8 protein-coding genes are annotated in these 16,846 nt (G+C 65.2%); 4 read left to right on the top strand and 4 right to left on the bottom strand.

The genetic code is table 11. The features are described 5' to 3' along the window. The 3 genes from JWN03_RS26320 to JWN03_RS26310 all read right to left on the bottom strand — a co-directional run. Positions 1 to 276 (bottom strand): nuclear transport factor 2 family protein (locus JWN03_RS26320; protein ID WP_297620476.1); only part of this gene is annotated, 276 nt, incomplete at its 3' end. A 193-nt stretch (positions 277 to 469) separates the two neighbouring features. Then, positions 470 to 3,133: an alpha-L-rhamnosidase gene (locus JWN03_RS26315; RefSeq protein WP_297620474.1), complete on the bottom strand. Its 2,664-nt coding sequence runs from the start codon at positions 3,131 to 3,133 to the stop codon at positions 470 to 472. A 196-nt stretch (positions 3,134 to 3,329) separates the two neighbouring features. Next, complete coding sequence (locus JWN03_RS26310) at positions 3,330 to 4,655, bottom strand: NmrA family NAD(P)-binding protein (protein WP_297620471.1); 1,326 nt, start codon at positions 4,653 to 4,655, stop codon at positions 3,330 to 3,332. A 15-nt stretch (positions 4,656 to 4,670) separates the two neighbouring features. Here JWN03_RS26310 and JWN03_RS26305 point away from each other — a divergent pair, with 15 nt between their 5' ends. Continuing rightward, positions 4,671 to 5,306 (top strand): TetR/AcrR family transcriptional regulator, encoded by a 636-nt coding sequence (locus JWN03_RS26305; RefSeq protein ID WP_297620467.1) that lies wholly within the window; start codon positions 4,671 to 4,673, stop codon positions 5,304 to 5,306. A 562-nt stretch (positions 5,307 to 5,868) separates the two neighbouring features. Here JWN03_RS26305 and JWN03_RS26300 read toward each other — a convergent pair. Further along, positions 5,869 to 6,303 carry a hypothetical protein gene (locus JWN03_RS26300; protein WP_297620464.1) on the bottom strand — a complete coding sequence of 145 codons (435 nt, stop codon included), beginning with the start codon at positions 6,301 to 6,303 and terminating at the stop codon, positions 5,869 to 5,871. A gap of 545 nt (positions 6,304 to 6,848) precedes the next feature. On the opposite strand from JWN03_RS26300, the gene JWN03_RS26295 reads away from it, so the two are divergent. The 3 genes from JWN03_RS26295 to JWN03_RS26285 all read left to right on the top strand — a co-directional run. Continuing rightward, positions 6,849 to 7,256, top strand: a complete 408-nt coding sequence (locus JWN03_RS26295) for a hypothetical protein (RefSeq protein WP_297620461.1) — start codon at positions 6,849 to 6,851, stop codon at positions 7,254 to 7,256. An 18-nt stretch (positions 7,257 to 7,274) separates the two neighbouring features. Beyond that, positions 7,275 to 8,882: a hypothetical protein gene (locus JWN03_RS26290; RefSeq protein WP_297620458.1), complete on the top strand. Its 1,608-nt coding sequence runs from the start codon at positions 7,275 to 7,277 to the stop codon at positions 8,880 to 8,882. 9 nt (positions 8,883 to 8,891) lie between these two features. Further along, positions 8,892 to 16,846: helix-turn-helix domain-containing protein (locus JWN03_RS26285; RefSeq protein ID WP_297620455.1), on the top strand; the 7,955-nt coding region annotated here is incomplete at its 3' end.

The following is a 16,846-nucleotide window of genomic DNA, read 5'->3' as shown; positions in this document are numbered from 1 at the left end:
CGCGAATGGTGACCCGTGAACGGTTCCCTCGACGACACCGAGGAACCAGGTCACCCCTGTGGTGCCTTCCACCAGCACTGTCAGCTGTTCTTCCTCGAGCTTGCTCATAATCTGAGCTCTGGTGCGGTGCAACTCGAGATCGTCGGCTTTGGTGAAAGTGTCAGCGCCGAACGTGAAGATCAGCCGATCGTCGAGCAACTCGTCCAGTGCCTGGACGTCCCCGGCCAACTGCGCAGCCTGCAGTCGCAGTTCGGCTTCTCTCAGTTCATTTTCCATGGTCCTGACCTTGTCACTTCGGTGTTAGTGCGGCAATCTCGTTTCACTGGCAGCGGAACGAGCCGAAACAGCGTGTCGGACTGGGCATCCGCGAGGACGAAGGAATGAGATATCCCGCCCGAAAGTCAACCACCGCGGATCAGCGACTCGTCGGTGGGCCAATCTCGCTGTCCTCGAGTTATCAGGTTGTCGGTCAGGCGAGTTCGTCGGCGACCCCCGAGCCGAGGTGTTCGATGAACTCGTGCTTCCCGGCGTCGACGGTCATGGTTCGGTTTCCCAGCTGCACGTCGGTAGTGGTGCCCGGTGGGGTCGAAATTTCCAATCGCACTATGCCGCTGTCGAGTTGCCAGGCTGACGTTGCCTGGCCGTAGGGTGTCATGACCTGGATCGAGGCGGCGGTCAACCCGCCGCCGATGATGGGTGCGACCCGGATTCGGCGGTATCCGGGTTCGGCGGGGGCGAGGCCGGCGACTCGTTCGTGGAGAAACTGGGCTACGGCGCCGAAGGCATAGTGATTGTGCGAATGATGGGCTCGTCCGTTCTTGCCATATCCTTCCCAGGTTTCCCAGATAGTCGTTGCGCCGCGGGCGATCTGGGCGAGCCAGGACGGTGGCGTGTTCTGCAGAAGCAGGCGATAGGCGAGTTCGGAGTGGCCGGCGTCGGTGAGTGTTGACAGCAGCATGGGGGTGCTGAGGAATCCGGTGCCGAGGTGAAAGTCGGCGGCGGTGATCAGTTCGACCAGCCGGTGGGTTGCCCGGGTGCGTTGGTCGGGGTCATCGAGTAGATCGAACGCCAGGGCGCGGACGTAGTCGTCTTGTAGGTCCCCGCCGATCCGGGCGCCTCCGTCACGAACGAACGCCGCTTGCCACGCGCTTCTGGCGTGGTCGGCTAGTTCTCCGTAGTGGATGGCCTCGGAGGGTTCCTCGAGGGTCTCGGCAATTCGGGTCAGCAGTGAAGCAGAGTGTGTGAAGTAGGCCGTGGCGATCGATGCGTTCGGAAACATCGTGTTGTGGATGATCTCGCGGACCATGGAGGCACCGGGGCGTAGCCATTCGCCCCAGTGGTAGCCGGTGTCGACGATGTATCGCTCGTGTGTTCCGGTGCCGCGGAGGCGACGGCTGAAGCGTTTCCGTTTCGCGGCGCGGCGTTCGAGCTGATCGACCCACAGTTTGGCGCTGGCGTACTGATCGCGCAGGACGGTGATGTCTCCGGTGTACCAGTACAGCGTCCACGGCAGCATTACGGTGACGTCGCCCCAGCCGACGGAGGTGCTGGTCGTCCGCAGCGGGTTGCGGCTGCGGCCGGGGCTGTCCTCGGCTGGAATGACCGGTGGAACAGTGCCTTTCGCGCTTTGTTCGGCGGCGACGTTGCGGAGGTATCGCCGTAGGTAGAAGTCGGAGTCCACCATTTGTATGGCGGTCGGCCCGAATATCTGGATATCGCCGGTCCACCCGGATCGTTCCCGGGTGGGGCAGTCGGTGGGTGTGTCGAGGAAATTGGATCGCAACGACCATCGTGCGTTGTGCCACAACTGCTGCAGGGCTGGGTCGGACACCTCGAACTCGGCGGTAGGGGCCAGGTCGGTGGACAGGACGAGTCCTTCGACATCTGAGGTGGTCAAGGATTGTGGTAGCCCGGTGATCGAGACGTACCGGAAACCATGGATGGTGAACCAGGGTGTGTAGTCGATCGGTCTACCGGCCAGGATTGCCTCGTCGCGCTGGAACCAGCCGTCTCGTCCGCTGGGGAGGTAATCGGTGTCCAGGTCGCCGTCGGGGGTAAGTACCTCTCCGTATTCGAGTTTCACGAACGTGCCTGCCGGGCCGTCGAGCCGGACACGGGCGACTCCTGCGAAATTCTGTCCGAAATCGATGATCTGGGCACCGGCGCGCGTCGTTGTGATGGTGCCGCTGCGGCGATCGATGAGGGTCACCGGGTTGACGTCGTCGGCGATCAGGGTGGGTTTGGTCGCGGTGAGGATTTCTGCACGGGTCTCGCGCAGGGTCGCGCCGGTGGGTGTGAGCCAGTCTTTATCGCTGATTCGAAGGTCTACTCGTTCACCGGTTTTGGGATCCGATCGCAGGATCCGGCCCTCGCCGACGTGCCAGGAATCGTCGGAGTTCATCGTGATGGCGGTGCCGTCGGCGAGTTCGATTTCCAGCTGTGCCAGCGCGGCAAGGCGGTTTCCGTAGCGTGCCCTGCGCGATATGAGGCCGAGCGTGCCGCGGTAACGACCGTCCGCGACGACGATTCCGATGGTGTTGGCGCCTTGGGTCAGTGCCGTGGTGATGTCGTAGGTCTGGTATTCGACGTAGTGGTGGAACGGTGTCCACCGGGGCACCAAGGCGTGTCCCGTCTGGTCTGTGCTGTTGACGAACAGTCGATACCAGCCCAGCGCCGAGACATACGCGCGTGCGCGCGCGATAGGTGCGGAGAGCTCGGTCTTGACACTGAAATACAGTGTGCGAGTGTCGGTTCGCTTGCGTCGTGGGGCGGTGATCCATCGGGCTGTCCATTCGTGTGGTTCGAGGATCGCGGTTTCGAAGGTGGCGATTTCGCTCCACCGTGTGGGCTGGCCGTCGTGGGTCCGGATTCGTACACGCCAGTAGTACCTGGTTCGCGACTGCAGCGGTTCCCCGGCATAGGCGATCCCGAACGGGATGTCGGAGGCGATAAGCCCTGAGTCCCAGACGATTTCGGGTGTCGCGAAATCTGCGCCGGTCGCGACCTGCAGCCCGTAGCCGGTTTGGCCGCCTGGGGATTGGAGCCGCCAGGCGAATTCGGGATGCGGCGTACCCACTGCGAATGGGTCGGTCCTGCGATCGGTGCTCAGATCCACCGGTGCTGGGTATTTCATCGTGAACGCCTCCTTGGAGGACGGCGGGTGATCGTCGGTACGACAGAGGACGATCGGGCGGGGAGGGAGTTCTATTTCGCGGTCGAGCGAAGCAGTGAATCGGTGTCGCTGCGGTCAGGATCACTGTGGGTTTCGTGGGCCACGGACCCCGGGACACCCTGCAGTTCGATATCGCTCGCAGCGGACGGTCCGAGGATCAAAGGGATTGGTTGGTCGGGTTCGAGTCGTTCGAGCAGTCGTGCGATCGCACTGGGACACCGGCGGTCTGGTCAGTGATTCGCGCTTCGGCGGCTGCGGGGTGCTCGGACCGCCAGAAGGCTGATTCACCCGAGTAACGTGGCCGCGCCGGTTGCGGATGCTGTTGCAACCGGTCGAATCGGTCCAGTCGATTCATCGGGGTAACCATCATTCGCACCGTGTCCGCGAACGCGCGAGCGTAGTTGCCGACGGTGCGCGCGGCCTCGGGTTCGCTGGCGTATCGGCGTGCGATCGTGAGGAAGTCTTCGGGGTCTGCGCCCGCCACATCGCGGACATGTGTTGTGGGCCCCCCGATCTCCCAGGTCCCCATGGTGTGTTCGGGCACGTAGTGGCGCAAGCTCGATTGGAAGAACATGTCGGCCTTCAGCCGTTTCGCGTCGACTCGGACAGCACGCATGAACATCGATACCGGAATTTCGACATGGCGTACCTGCCGCCCCAGAGCCTCACCCATGGCGGCCGCGATCTCGGTGGCCGATAACAACGTTGGCCCGGTAGGCCGGTATGCCTTGCCGTCGTGTCGGTGGGGGGCGAGCAGTGACCCTACTGCGACGCGTGCGATGTCCTCGTTGGAAGGTGGAGCGTTGCGACCCAGGCCTGCGGGAATCGGGAAGACGCCGAACAGTGCGGCCATCGGCAGGAGTTTGAGGTAGTTGTCGGCGAAGAAGCCGGGATCGACGGCAATGTGGGCGGTGTCGGGCAAAAGCTCGAATACCTTGTCGGCGAGCCAGAGTTGGCGTGTGAGCTGTGACGGATGCTCAGGGCTGGCAAGCCATTGACCCAGCGCCACCACTGCCTCGATCCCTGATCGTCGCGCGGCGACGGCGAATCCCACCGCGCTGTCGAGCGCGTGGGGATGGTAGGGAGGATTGAAGAACACGCGATCGACCCCGTGCATCGCGGCTTCGACCTGCTGATAGTCGAACATGTCGGCGACGACCACTTCTGCACCCGCGCTTCGCAGCCGCGCGCTGCGACTGTCTTCGCGGTGCACCAATGCCCTGGTGGTCACCCCTCTTTCGAGTAATTGCGTGGTAACGGCCGTGCCGATTTTGCCGGTCGCCGCAGTGACCAGAACGCGGGGTCCTGTCATTGGAGGAGTCCTTCCACCTCGGTGGGAACAATGCGAACCAGCAATGTGACCACTGGTTACATTCGAAGTATGAGCAGCAATGTGACCGCTGTCAACACTGGAGGAAGATGTGCGATCCTTGAGACCATGAACCCAGCCCGTACCCCTGCGGATCGACGCAAGGCCTACCATCACGGCACGCTTCGTGTGGCCTTGATCGACGCGGGTGTCGCCCTGGCGCGGGCGGGCGGGCCGGACAAAGTGGTTTTGCGCGAGGCCGCACGAATAGCCGGTGTGTCGCACTCGGCGGCCTACCGCCACTTCACCGATCGCGAGGCGCTGCTATCGGAGGTAGCGCATTGCGCGCGTGGCGAACTGGCTGCGCAGATGCTTCGCGGCGCCGACCGTGCCGCAGATCCGGTCTCGAGGCTCGGGGCAGTCGGCACCGCTTATGTCGACTTCGCATTGAATAATCCGGGATTGTTCCGTACGGCGTTCATCGCGCATCCTTCGCCCGTCCGCGACAACCATGATCCACACCGCAGCGACGCCCCGGAATCACCGCGCCCTGGTGTCGAACCCTTCGAAGTGCTCGAGCAGGTCCTCGATGAGGTGCAATCGGCGGGCATGCTGGACCCGCACCGCCGACCCGGCGCCGCGATCGCTGCTTGGTCAGCGGTACATGGTTTGGCCGGTCTACTGGTCGACGGGCCGCTTCCCTCGGCCCGACCAGAAGTCGACCTTGCCCTCTCTCAAGTGCTCGAGCTCATTGCTCGCGGCCTGCTGCGGCTCCCAGGACAATCGGCTGACGCGCCAGACCGTCACACGCAGTCCCACGAGTAGCTTTCGGGATCAAAGGATTTGTGTAGCAGCGGTTTTCGGTGGCGGGCGACCGAGCGGGTCGATCTTGTTTGACGTACCGGTCGGTGGTTGACAGCTAGCAAGGTGGGTTCGGCGTCCTTGGATCGCCCGCCGACAGAAGTGCTCCCGTGAGCGATATCGCCTCGTATCGATCGCTGGCAGCCGAGGGCGCTGTCGTACCGGCGGTAGAGCCCCTTCCGCAATTTGCCCCACACCCGCGCTGCGTCGCCGGTAGCAGTTGCGGGTCTGGCACGTCTGGACCGTGCGGCGCTCGACATCATCGACTGGTCAGGGGCGAAACGCTGTCGCAATTCGTAGCACTCTTCTCCACGGGACCAGTGCTACGCCACCTGGCTTCGGTGTACTCCGAGCCGCAGCCCACGGCGGTTGTAGTCGCGGGCGGGCTGCGGTCGAGAACTATCTCCTGAGAGGGTCGTTCTGAACACCTCGCCGGAGTGGCCATTTCATGACCCGCTTCCTCGAACGACTTGACGCCCAGGATCTTTGAGAGCACAGGCATTTCATCTTCCGAGTGTGGCCCGGATCAGCCGCAGTGTGACATCTGGCTTGTCCAAGAGTCCTGGCGTGCTACGCCAAACCAGGCAATACATGCGCCGGGGGCGTACCAATAGACTGGGCCGGCGTAGTAGGCGAACTGGCCGGCGTCCACATCCCAGGTAGCGCTCTTGCCATTCGGGATAGTCCCGTTCGGCGGTAGGGTGGATCCGACACCCGCCATCATATAAGTCTTGGTGCCAACATTTTGTGTCTTCCAGGTGACTACACAATCGGTAGAGCCGTTGTACATCAAATGAATGGTGCCGTTGGGAAGATCGTGGTGATCGATTTCGTAATATCCTGCACCACAGGTCCCTTCGGGTGTAGAGGCCGCGGTCGCGGTCGCGCCCGTCGTCAGCGAGGCGGCAAACATAGCTACTCCGGCGACGGCGATTCGTGTCGCGTGCTTCAGGAAACGCATTGCTACTACCTGTCTTTGGAACCCACATGCCGTGCACTGGGTTGACTCACCCCAGCGACTGCACGGAGCTGTCACTAAAGTACGAAACCAACTTCGGCGGCCTTCCCACGGCAGAGAAGAGGTGAAGGATTACAGCTCATGCGCTACGTTTTCCGCCATGACTCGCGGCGTCTTGCATCTGGCAGCCTCGCTCGGAAACACCACCGGGCGTGCTTTTCCAGCCCTGCGGTACATGCGACATTTGCACAGACCGCACAACAGGAGCGTCCGAAAGATGTAGGACCGCTTGGTGTTCGGTTGTTTGGTGTTTGGCCTTGACGCGGTGCCGAACCGGCTGATCGGCGAAATGGCAGCCGGATGAGCAGACGTGCGCGTGCGGCGTGCGCTATCAGCCAGATCGCCCGTTCGTTGGGTCTGTGTATTGCCCTGGCTGCGGTGAACAGCCGATCCGACATCGCTGACGCGACCCTAAGATTGGGGTGCGCCCGCGACTGCTTTGCGGCTGGTACGAGCGGCCCGGCACGGCGTTGGAGGAATTTGTGTCGATGCACGACGACGCTGCTCGCACCGGTGGAACGGAGCGGCAACCATTGCGAACCACTGTGCCACGGGGATGGCCGGACACGGTGGTGGGCCTGCTCGCCCGCTATCTGCCCGAGGGGAACGAAAACGCCAGAAGTGTTCTGCCACACACCTGGGCGAACACAGCCGAGGAGGTACGCATTCTGGTCGACCGCCTGCAGGCCACAGTCCGGGCAACCGAAATAGAACTCGCGCTACGTGAGAGCACCGCCACGATCGACGCAGCCGCGGCCCACCGAGGTGTCTGTGCAGATGGGGTTGCGCCACTGGGAATGGTGACACGCGAGAGCATCAGCAATGTTTCCGGACCGACCGACATCGATGGCGCGGCACCGCAGTTCATGATCGCGGGCTTGACCGCGTCGGCCTGACCGATGGAAAGCGGCGCCATGAACGGTGAAACTCAGATCGATCCGGAGGATCTGCGCCGGCAGGGTGCGCGGTTGGCGGGTCTCGGTGACCGGGTCGGCCGGACGTATGCCGGACTGCGGGATGATCTGGCGCGTTCGGAGGGGTGCTGGGGCGATGACGACCTGGGCGCGGCGTTCGCGAAGGACTTCAAGCCGCAGGCAGGTGAGTTATTGGCCCAGCTGCAGGCAATGGAGGAGAGCCTGCACGGCATGGCCAACGGGGTCGTTGCCGCCGCGGACCAATTCGAGTCCAACGATCAGGCTAGTGCTCAACAGATAGCGAGCACGGCCGAGCAGCTGACCGGCCCACAGCTCGGCAATGGTGCGGGCCCTTATCCCGCCGCCTTGTCCCGCGCCGTGCCCACACCAGATGTAGCGTCTCCGGTTCCACGCATCGATGCCGCGGATCGGATTCACCCCGCCGAACAATCCTCGCCTGCCGGGCCCCGGACACCGGTTGCATCCGGTGGGCCTGCGGCATCGCGGGATGGTTCAGGGCCCTCGGATCCTCCGCACTCGGGGGCAGGCCGAGGTGGTGGTGACCGACCTGGCCAGGACGGCGCGAACCCATCTGTCCGCGACGACCATGCCCGATCTGCCCCGGCACCGGGCGCGGCCTCCCCGTCCGGCCCGACAAATGACTCGGCCGGTATCCGGCGAACACCCCCGGCCGCCAAGCGAGGCAGCGGTCCCTCGATCAGCGCGGGAGAAACCGATACGCCCTGGATGCGGCGAACGCCTACGACCGCCGAGCGGGGCAGCGGTCCGTCGATCAGCTCAGGACAAAGCGATACGCCCTGGGCGCGGCGAACGCCCACATCCGGGACTGCTGATGCGTCGGATCATCCGGGCTCGCGATCTGGTTCCCCGCCGCGACCGTCGAAGCCGATCGAAGGATCGCCCGCCGGACGCGATCGCCGCCGCCCCAATGTGCCGCTGGGCGCCGGGTGGTTGGCGCGGATGCTGGCCGATCGGCACGCCGTGGAGGTGGTCGGGTTCGACATGCCCGGTCTGAATGTGTCGGTTGTGCGTGAATTCGCGGCGGCCGTCGATCGGGTGCTCACCGATTACCCGATGATCGAACTCGATGTCGTCGGGATAGCCGACGTCGAGGGCGACCCGGGTTGTGTGCGGTGGAGTCCAGATCGACGTGGCGAACCGGGGACCGGCCCCGTGCGGTCGATCATCCTCGACAAGCGGACCGCATGCGAGTCGAGTCAAGGTGCCGCGACGTCGGATTCCGCGACCGGACCAGAGGACTTGGGGATTTACGTCGCGACGGTGGGCGAACTGGGCCGGGCACTCGATCATGTTGGCGGCAGCCGCGTGTGCCGGCGAGCGCAGCGGGTCTTGATCGCCGAGTACATGCGCTTGGAAGGGTTGCGGCACAGCACGATTGGGGAGGTGGTGCGCGGCTACCAGCGCTGGCGCTCCGGGCTGCCCGGAACCGCCGTCGGTCGTGGCGGATTCGACGCGACTCGGGCAGTGAGCGACGCATTCGCCGATGTCGTGCTGCACGGTGACGAGGCCAGCGCCCCGGCGAAGGCGTTACACGCAGCGCTGCTCGACGCCGCCTCGCCGGAATAGGTGGTGCCGGTGGGAGACTCGTTGTTGAACCCGGTAGTGCAGCTGCGGGCGTTGTTCGAGGGTTTGCCCGCAGTTGTCCGGCACCCGATTGAAATGGTGGTGTTCGGGGGGGACCTGCCGCGCGCCGACGTTTCCGGCATGCGCGCCATGGCTTCGGAACTGAGGGCCAAGGCAGCAGAGATCAACGGTCACGTGGAGGACGCGAGAACCCTGCTTGCGCTGGAGCAAACCGTAGGAACGCTCGGCGATGGATTGCGCACAAATTTGGCTGCGTATCCGGAGAGCGCGGCGAAGCTGCAAGATCAAGCGCTGATTCTGGCTGATCGGGCGGACGGGACGGCCAACGACGCGGAGAAAACGCTATGCGTGATGTTCGCGTTCGGGATGGAGTTGGGCTGGCGGATCCTGAGGCTGGTGGGGTCCGCCGCAGCTGTGCCCGGCGGGGAGTTGGCGGCGGCTCCGGAAGTGGAGGCGATGCTGGCCGAGGGCCGGGCTGAAGTCGGACTCATGCGCGCTGGTCTGGAGCGGGCCTACGAGCGAGGCGCGATGGGCACCGCTGCCAGGCTGTCGGCGTTGGGGCCGATCAAGTTCGCCGTCACCTTGGGCAAAGCCGCAGCACTGCCCGCAGGCGTCGATGCAGGCGTGCAACTCCTGCAGGTCGCCGCCGGATACCGCAGCATGACTGTGATTGGCAAAAACGGCGAGAACCCGAAGGGCATCGACCTGAAGTCGATCTTCGCCGCAGGCGCGGCGGGCGCTGGTGGTGCGGTGGGCGGAATGATTGCGGGCAAGTTCGCCCCGACGGTCTTTCCTCGGTTGGCGAATAGCCGCGTCGCACTCGACCTGGTGCATGGGGCTGTAGGCGCCGTGTCCGGCCTGGGCGCGGCGGCGTTGGTCACCGGTTTGCCGCAGCACCACGATCAAGTCCTGGCAGCGCTGCTCAACAGCGGGCTCGCGGGAGTCGTGCACGGCCGCGGTGGTGCCCACCTCCAGCCGCGCCTGTCAGGTGCGGCTGAGATTGACGGCAGCGCCCCCTTCGCCCACCCCGACCTGCCTGCAGCCGCTCTCGGCCAAGGCGCGACGGAGCCCGAGCTTTCAGCGGAATCGATACGCACGTGGGCGGCTGCCAAGGATGCCTGGTCCACCCCACCGGATCCAGAAGTACCGCACCATAATGCCACCGACGTGGCCACGCCCGACCCCAGGACCGATGTGCTCGGCCAAGCCGAACCGGGCGTATCTGTCCTCGAAGACCGGTCGCAGAACGAGATCCTTTCCAAGGCACCCACGCATCCACCGTCACCGGCCGAGGCGGACGCGCAAAGGCCGGTGCGGCCGGGCGTCTCGACGAATGCCGAGCCGGCCCGGCCGGACGCGGAACCGTCAGTGCCGCCAAGGGTTTCGGCAACTGCCCACGATGCCGACCGGCCGGGCCGCGGATCTGGTACCGGGGATGAGCCGGTGGTCGGCACCGGCACTGGCGAAGACGCGTCCAGGCGGCCTAATCATGTTGGTGGGAGCGGGAAGTCGGTCGGGGAGGTAGGCGAGGAAACCCCCAGCCGAGGTCCGGAGCGGGTGTCGGCGGGGTTGCCGAAGGGCAGCGGCGACGGAGTCGCGTTCGAGTGGGAAAAGAACGAGCACGCTGCGCCCGCGCCGCCGAGCAACCCCGAAAACCGGACTGGGGAGCGGTTGTTGGATCTCGGCAACGGGCAGGAGGTCGGGGCCGGCGTTCACAAGACGTTGCAGGCGAAGGTGGAAGAGGCACAGGCGCGGTTGGGGGAGGCGTCTTCTGGGAATGAGCGGGTGTCGGCGGCGATGGGGGTGTTGCGGGCGAAGGTGGAGTTACGGGCCGCTGAGCGGGCGTTGGGGCGCTCGGCGGCAGCGGAGGGGGAGTTGGCGGTGGCGCGGGCGCGGGCGGATCGGTTGCGGGTCACGGGCCGGCCGGAGGCGATCGCGGAGGCGACCACGCGAGTGGCGGCGGCGGAGCGGGCGGCGGAGCGGGAAACGCAGCGGGCAATGCGGTTGGCCGATGCGGTGGCCGGGCGTATGCAGTTGCTGCACGTGGAGTTCGCCTCGGATGTGGAGGTGCGGGCCCGATCGATGTGGGAAGAGTTCCTGACGCGGTTGTTGCCGGAGCACTTGCCGGCCGAGGAGCCGCCACCGACGTGGTGGCAGGGCCGCCCGTGGCCGCCGGAACGCCAGTTGGACTTGCCATCGTGGGACGGCATGTCCAAGCAGGATTTGACGGTCCGGTCGCAGGGCGCGTTCGGGCCTGATGAGCAGATCGGTGCGTTGTTGGAGATCGCGCGCCGCGGCACCGGTCAGGTGATCCGCCCGAATCAGCTGATGATGGCGTTGTGGATGAGTGAAGGTGGTTTCGTCAATCTGCGTATGGGTGGTGGGAAGACGCTGCCGTTCGCGGAGGCGGCAGCGCTTATGGCACTCAAACATGGTTCGGCGGTGGTGGTGTCGAGTCATGCGTATCTGGCTCGGCGTGACATGCAGAATTTCCTGAAGATGTTCGGCGACTACGGGCTCAACGCGGCCCGCCTGGATCCGGACAAGCCGTATGCGTCGTTGGGCGGTCCGACTGTGTTTTACGGGACCGACGCGGAGTTGGTGCATGGTGATCAGCGCGACAATATGGTGCCTGCGCGGGCGTTGTTGGCCGATGAGGCCGACCGAACAATGGGTCTGGACGCTCCGGAGGGCAACGAGTATGCCACCGTCCGCGGTGGCGAAAGCCCAGCCACCGACGAGGTCCGCGAGAAGGTGCTGTGGGCGCGTGACACTTTGGACAAGGCGCTGGCCGCCCGGATATTGACCGAATCCGACTGCCGACTGTTAGGCCCGCTTCCAGGTGGGGATCGGCCGTCGGCACGGTTGAATCCGTTGGGGTTGGCGAAGATTCACGCTTCGTTGGGGCGGGAATTGACCGGGGAAGAATTGCATCGGCTCAACAACATGGTGACCGCGCATTTCGACTACCCCAAGAACGACGCATGGTTCGTCTCCGAAGAAAAGAACCCGCGAGTGGTGTTGATCTCACGCACCAACCACGCGCCGGAAGGCAGCATGGGCACCTCCGGCAGCGAAGCGGTGCACGTGAACTCGCCCCGCGAGCCGGGGGCTGAACCCGAGGGTGCGCGAGGGACGACGTTGAGTCGGGTCGAGGGCGGCATTCACCAGGCGCTGGAGGCGATCGCGCAGAAGATAAACCCCGATGTGCAGATCCTCGCCGAGCACGACAAAGCCCAGCGGATCAATTCGAAAGAGTATTACAGCCGCGAATACGGCCGTTTTGATGTAGTGGCGGGAGGCTCAGGCAGCTTACGCGACGTATCCGCAGAACGGATTGAACAGCTCGGATGGGGCGGAGTGCGTATGGCACCCGACTATTTCGAGGATGTGTTGGTCGTGCGCGACGACCTGCCCGTCACCGAGGACGAAGCCGCCAGCCTTCGTCAAGTTTTCGACGCCGCGGTCGTCGATCACCGGTTGGGGCGGCCGGTGATCGTGGGCGCGGTCCGCAATAGCCAAGTCGAAGTGTTGTTCAAAATGGCTGACGCGGCGGGGATCCCATACCGGTATATCGACGCGCAATTGCAATACAAGCTGCGTGAACACGGATTCCAGGCCTATATCGATGAGCTGGCCGGCAAAGGCTCCGAGATGATCATCGGCAACTTCGCGATCGGGCGTGGTTTCGACAAATACGTCCCCCAAGACACCTGGGAAGCAGGGGGGTTGGCGGTGTACGGCACCGCCCGCCCCGACACCATGGTCGCCCTACACCAACTCGACGGGCGCGCCGCCCGCGGCGGTGCCCCGGGTTCGGCCCAACACGGCTCCAGCCCAGCCCTCGCCGCCGCCCCCCACCCCCTCACCTCCATCCATTACATCCCCGAAACCGCCGAGCAGACAGCCCAACACGTCGTCGACAAGCAAACCTGGGTGGCCGCCCAACAAGCTCTGGTCGCGAAATCCGGGGAGGTGTACGCCGCCGCCGACCATGCCGAGCAACTTCGCAAGGCCCACGACGCGGGGGTCGCACCACACAACGACCTGGTCGGCCGATATGAAGACCGTAAATCCGCTTATGAAGCGGCCGCGGGGAAGTGGCAGGACGCAGAAATATCGTTGGTCCTGGAACGCGAGAGACGTGGCTACGATGCCACGCCCGAGGAGCACGACAGGATCGCCGCCCTGCGCGCGGAGCGTGACCGGGCCGCTACCGAACTGAATGCCGACGGTCAACGCCTGACCCGTTCGGCGGCCGACATGTGGCAAGCCAGAGTTGCAAGTGACCACGCCGCCGCCGAATACCAGCGCCTCTCAAAGCAATACCAGGTTCTGGTGCACACCACGACGCACAGCCCAACCCCACCCACCCCCATAAACGTCACCGACCCCACCAACACCACACCGACCACTCATACGCCCGGCGCCACCAACGGCCGCGCGCTGCTGGACCAGATACTCCATGACGCCGAGGCGTTGCGGCACCAGCCGGACGCGCACACCAACGCGACCTTCGAGCCCGTCGCGGCGCCCGCCCAGCTGTTCGCGCCGATGGCAAACGCTCGGTTGGATGAGCTTTGGACCGACAACCGGGATACCGTCCAGGCGGCGTTGGAGCAGTCTTACACCGATCCGCTGCTGATCCAGGCGTTGCTGGGCGAGGTACAGGCAACGGCCGCCGATCAGTTCGGGACGCTCGATGCCCGCTCCGACGACGCTGCGTGGTTCGCCGGCATTACGGCCGATGTGGCGAACAATCCGGCCGCCTGGGCTGATGCGACCTCCGCGAGGCTGGCCGCGGCATTCGATGCCGCCGACCGTGCGGGCACCGAGCAGATACTGGGTCATGCCAGCCCGGTGGTCCTTGCGGAGGCGGTGGACAGTCTGTCGGCCGGGCGTGCCGAGGTGGCCGCCAAGCTGTGGCGCGATGGCAAGACGGTGTCGAATCTGCTGGCGGAAGGTTTCGAAGTCGAGGTCATCCGCGACGCCGCGTGGGCGGTGTGCAGTGCCCTGGGCGGGTCTCGCTCGATGCGGCAGCCCACACCTGCAGCCGGGGGCGGTCCGCAGACGCAGCTGCTGCGCTTCGCGGGCGTGTCCGCCGAAGAAGCCGCTACATTGCCGGCGCTGCTGATCTCCAAGCTGCAGGCCCGGGCTCGCGGCGGCGTCGATCGCGACAGCGTCACCGTTGGCACGCAGACTGTGGCGTCGGTGCTGCGTGACGCGGCCGCGGTGCTCGAGGATGAGGCAGAAGTTCAGTTCCTGCAGCTGCGCCTGTCCGGGCTGACAGTGTCCGAAACGACTGAGCTGCTGGAGCTTTCGCCGGAAGCGGGCTGGGCGCTGGAGCACGCGCTCCTGGACTCGCTGGCTCCGTCGATTGTGATGACGGTGCTGCAACAGCAGCCAGGCTTGCTCGAGCGGGCGCGTCCGCTGCTGGATCCGCAGCAGGCAGCCGTGCTGGACGCGCTGCTCAGTTCGCAGGAGATCTTCGACGATGCCCTGTTGTCCGAGACTGTGCTGATGCTGGGCGCGACCTGCCTGTCGGAGTGGGTGCCCGCCGTGGCGGTGCCGAGCAGCATGGGTCCGGCCGCCGCGGCCGCCGTCCGATACCTCGCCGCAACGACGCTCGATGCCGAGAGGGCCCGCCTGCTGCGGCTGATGATGTGGCTGCCCGACCAGGAGATCGCTGAGATACTCGGCCGATCCGTGAGCGATATCCGAAACCTGTTGCACGACGGCGTGTTCGACGACACGGCCACTGCCAGAATCATCGCCGCCATCCGGGTGGACGACATCGACCCTTCCGTCGTGGACCGGGCAAGCCTGACGACCTGGCTGCGCGGGATCGCGGCCACGCCCGGCGGGCGAGGAGCGCACCACCAGGGCATGACCGGCCGAACAGGCCTACGCAGCAAAACCATCCACGTCGTTGCGACCGGCGGCACCACAAACCCCTCCTCGCCCCCAGCCGCCGCCGATCCCCCCTCCGGGCCCCCGACAACCCCCGCAAGTCCGCGACCATCACTCGACCTGGGACAGCTGGTGTTCAACCGCTATTCCGACAGCAACGCGGGCAACTACGAGGACCCTACGACCCCGCCAGACGTTCCAGTCGTACCCAATTCCGACGAGATCACCACCGATCACCGGCGTCGCCCCGGCTCAACCCCACCTTCGATTCCCGATCCAATACCGGGTACCTCGATGAACCGGTGGATTAGGGATCTCCGGATCAGGTTCGGCATGAGCCAAAAGGTTTTCGCCGAGCGCCTCGGGATGTCCCGCCGTGGCATCGGGACGATCGAGAGCGGAACAACGGGTACCCCGCTTATTTCCATTCTGAATCGATTGCGATATGCCTTCGGGATTCCTGATGAAACACTGCGGGAGTCCGCGCGGTTGTTCTACAACAAACCCGGTTGGTCACCTGGTGACATGCCCAAACCCGAGCTGAGAAACCAGCAGGTCTTGCCGCTGGAGGGAGTAGATTTCGATCCCACGGCCTCCGAGGATGCAGACGGGCGGCGCCCAGACGACAACAGCCCGGCGCTCGGGGACATGGAGCAGGAGCAGCTCGCGCCCGGCCTGCCTGCGACACGACCTATCGTGATGCCCGCGCCTGCCGACTGGCGCGAGCGGGTGCGGATCGTGGTCACGAACACGAATAACCGCCTGTACGGCCTGAAGTCGGGATACCAGGTGCGGCTCATCCGATCGCGGGCGGCGGATGCTGATGGGCCGGCCGCCATCCTGCGCGCCGTCGACCGGCTGACGCCGAAGCAGCGTGAAGCGATCACTTTCTGGCTGATGAACCCGCAGATCAACCACGTCGCCCGCCAACTCGGGTTGAGCGTCAATGCTGCCAGGGACGCCTTGGGCCGGGCATTTGCGGACATCGCGACACAACTTGTCGCCCCCGAGCAGTACACCGACGAACGGTCGCAGACGACGCGGGTGTTTGACATCGCGTTCCGGCATCGTGCGACGCTGGAGAAGGCGCTGCCGGGGCTTACCGCTCGTCGGAGCCAGATCGGGCGGGCTTATTGGCTCAACCGCCACTCACGTCCGGTGATCGCAGGCGCGCTCGACCTGTCCACGTTGGCGGTGAAAACTCATCTGAACGTCGCCGGCCAGCACGTTCTCGACCTGGTGGCGCAGGAGGCTGGCGAGCGGTCTGTCAGGTGCGCCGGAGTATTGGCTACCGAGCCCGTTGGGGAATTTCCCGATCCCGCACGGTTCAACGAACTGCCGGAATGGCTGAAGGCGGTCCGCAGGCACCTGGGCGCGAGTCGGACCTATATGGACGATCTCGTCGGTGCTGTGCCAGGCATCTGGGAGCTGTGCGAACGGGGTTATCCGGCGTGGTCGGTCGACATGGTGCGGGCCATCTTCCGACGCGTGCCACCAGCCCGGGGGCACTACGCAACCGGTGCTCAGCTGTTCCCGGAGCTGTTGACCTACAGCGCTGTTGTGTCGTTCCCGGAGTCCAGCACCCGAATGTCGGGGATGGATGTCGCGGAGACGTCACGTGAGGGGTGGAGGGCCGGCGTCGAGCGGGATGTCGCGGATCTAGTTGCCGCACATGGGCTTCCGCCGGTTCGCGGCGGGGAGGCGGTTGCGGTATTCCGCGCGCTGGAGAGGGCCGGGTTTACCGCCGCGGACGTGCGCCTGGAGTACGTCGGCGGTTCGATGCTCACGATCGAGTGCCGTCCGCGCGGCAACCGGAGCGTGACGGAGTTCCTCGATCGCGCAGGCGACGCGGCCGGCTTGGCAGCATACTGCTCGGTCGTGGCCGACCAGGCAGGTCAGGTGCAGTCGATTCGGCTGGTGTTCAACGGCGATCTCGCTACCGGCCGCGACGGCATCTGGGTTGTCCCGGCAGGTCGGCCATGGCTCGGCGAGTCGTCCGAGGCGGTGGTCCGGATGATGCTGCACACGATGCTCCG

Source organism: Nocardia sp. (assembly GCF_025465275.1).
Classification (GTDB): Bacteria; Actinomycetota; Actinomycetes; order Mycobacteriales; family Mycobacteriaceae; genus Nocardia.
This window is presented reverse-complemented; position numbering and strand designations above follow the sequence as displayed.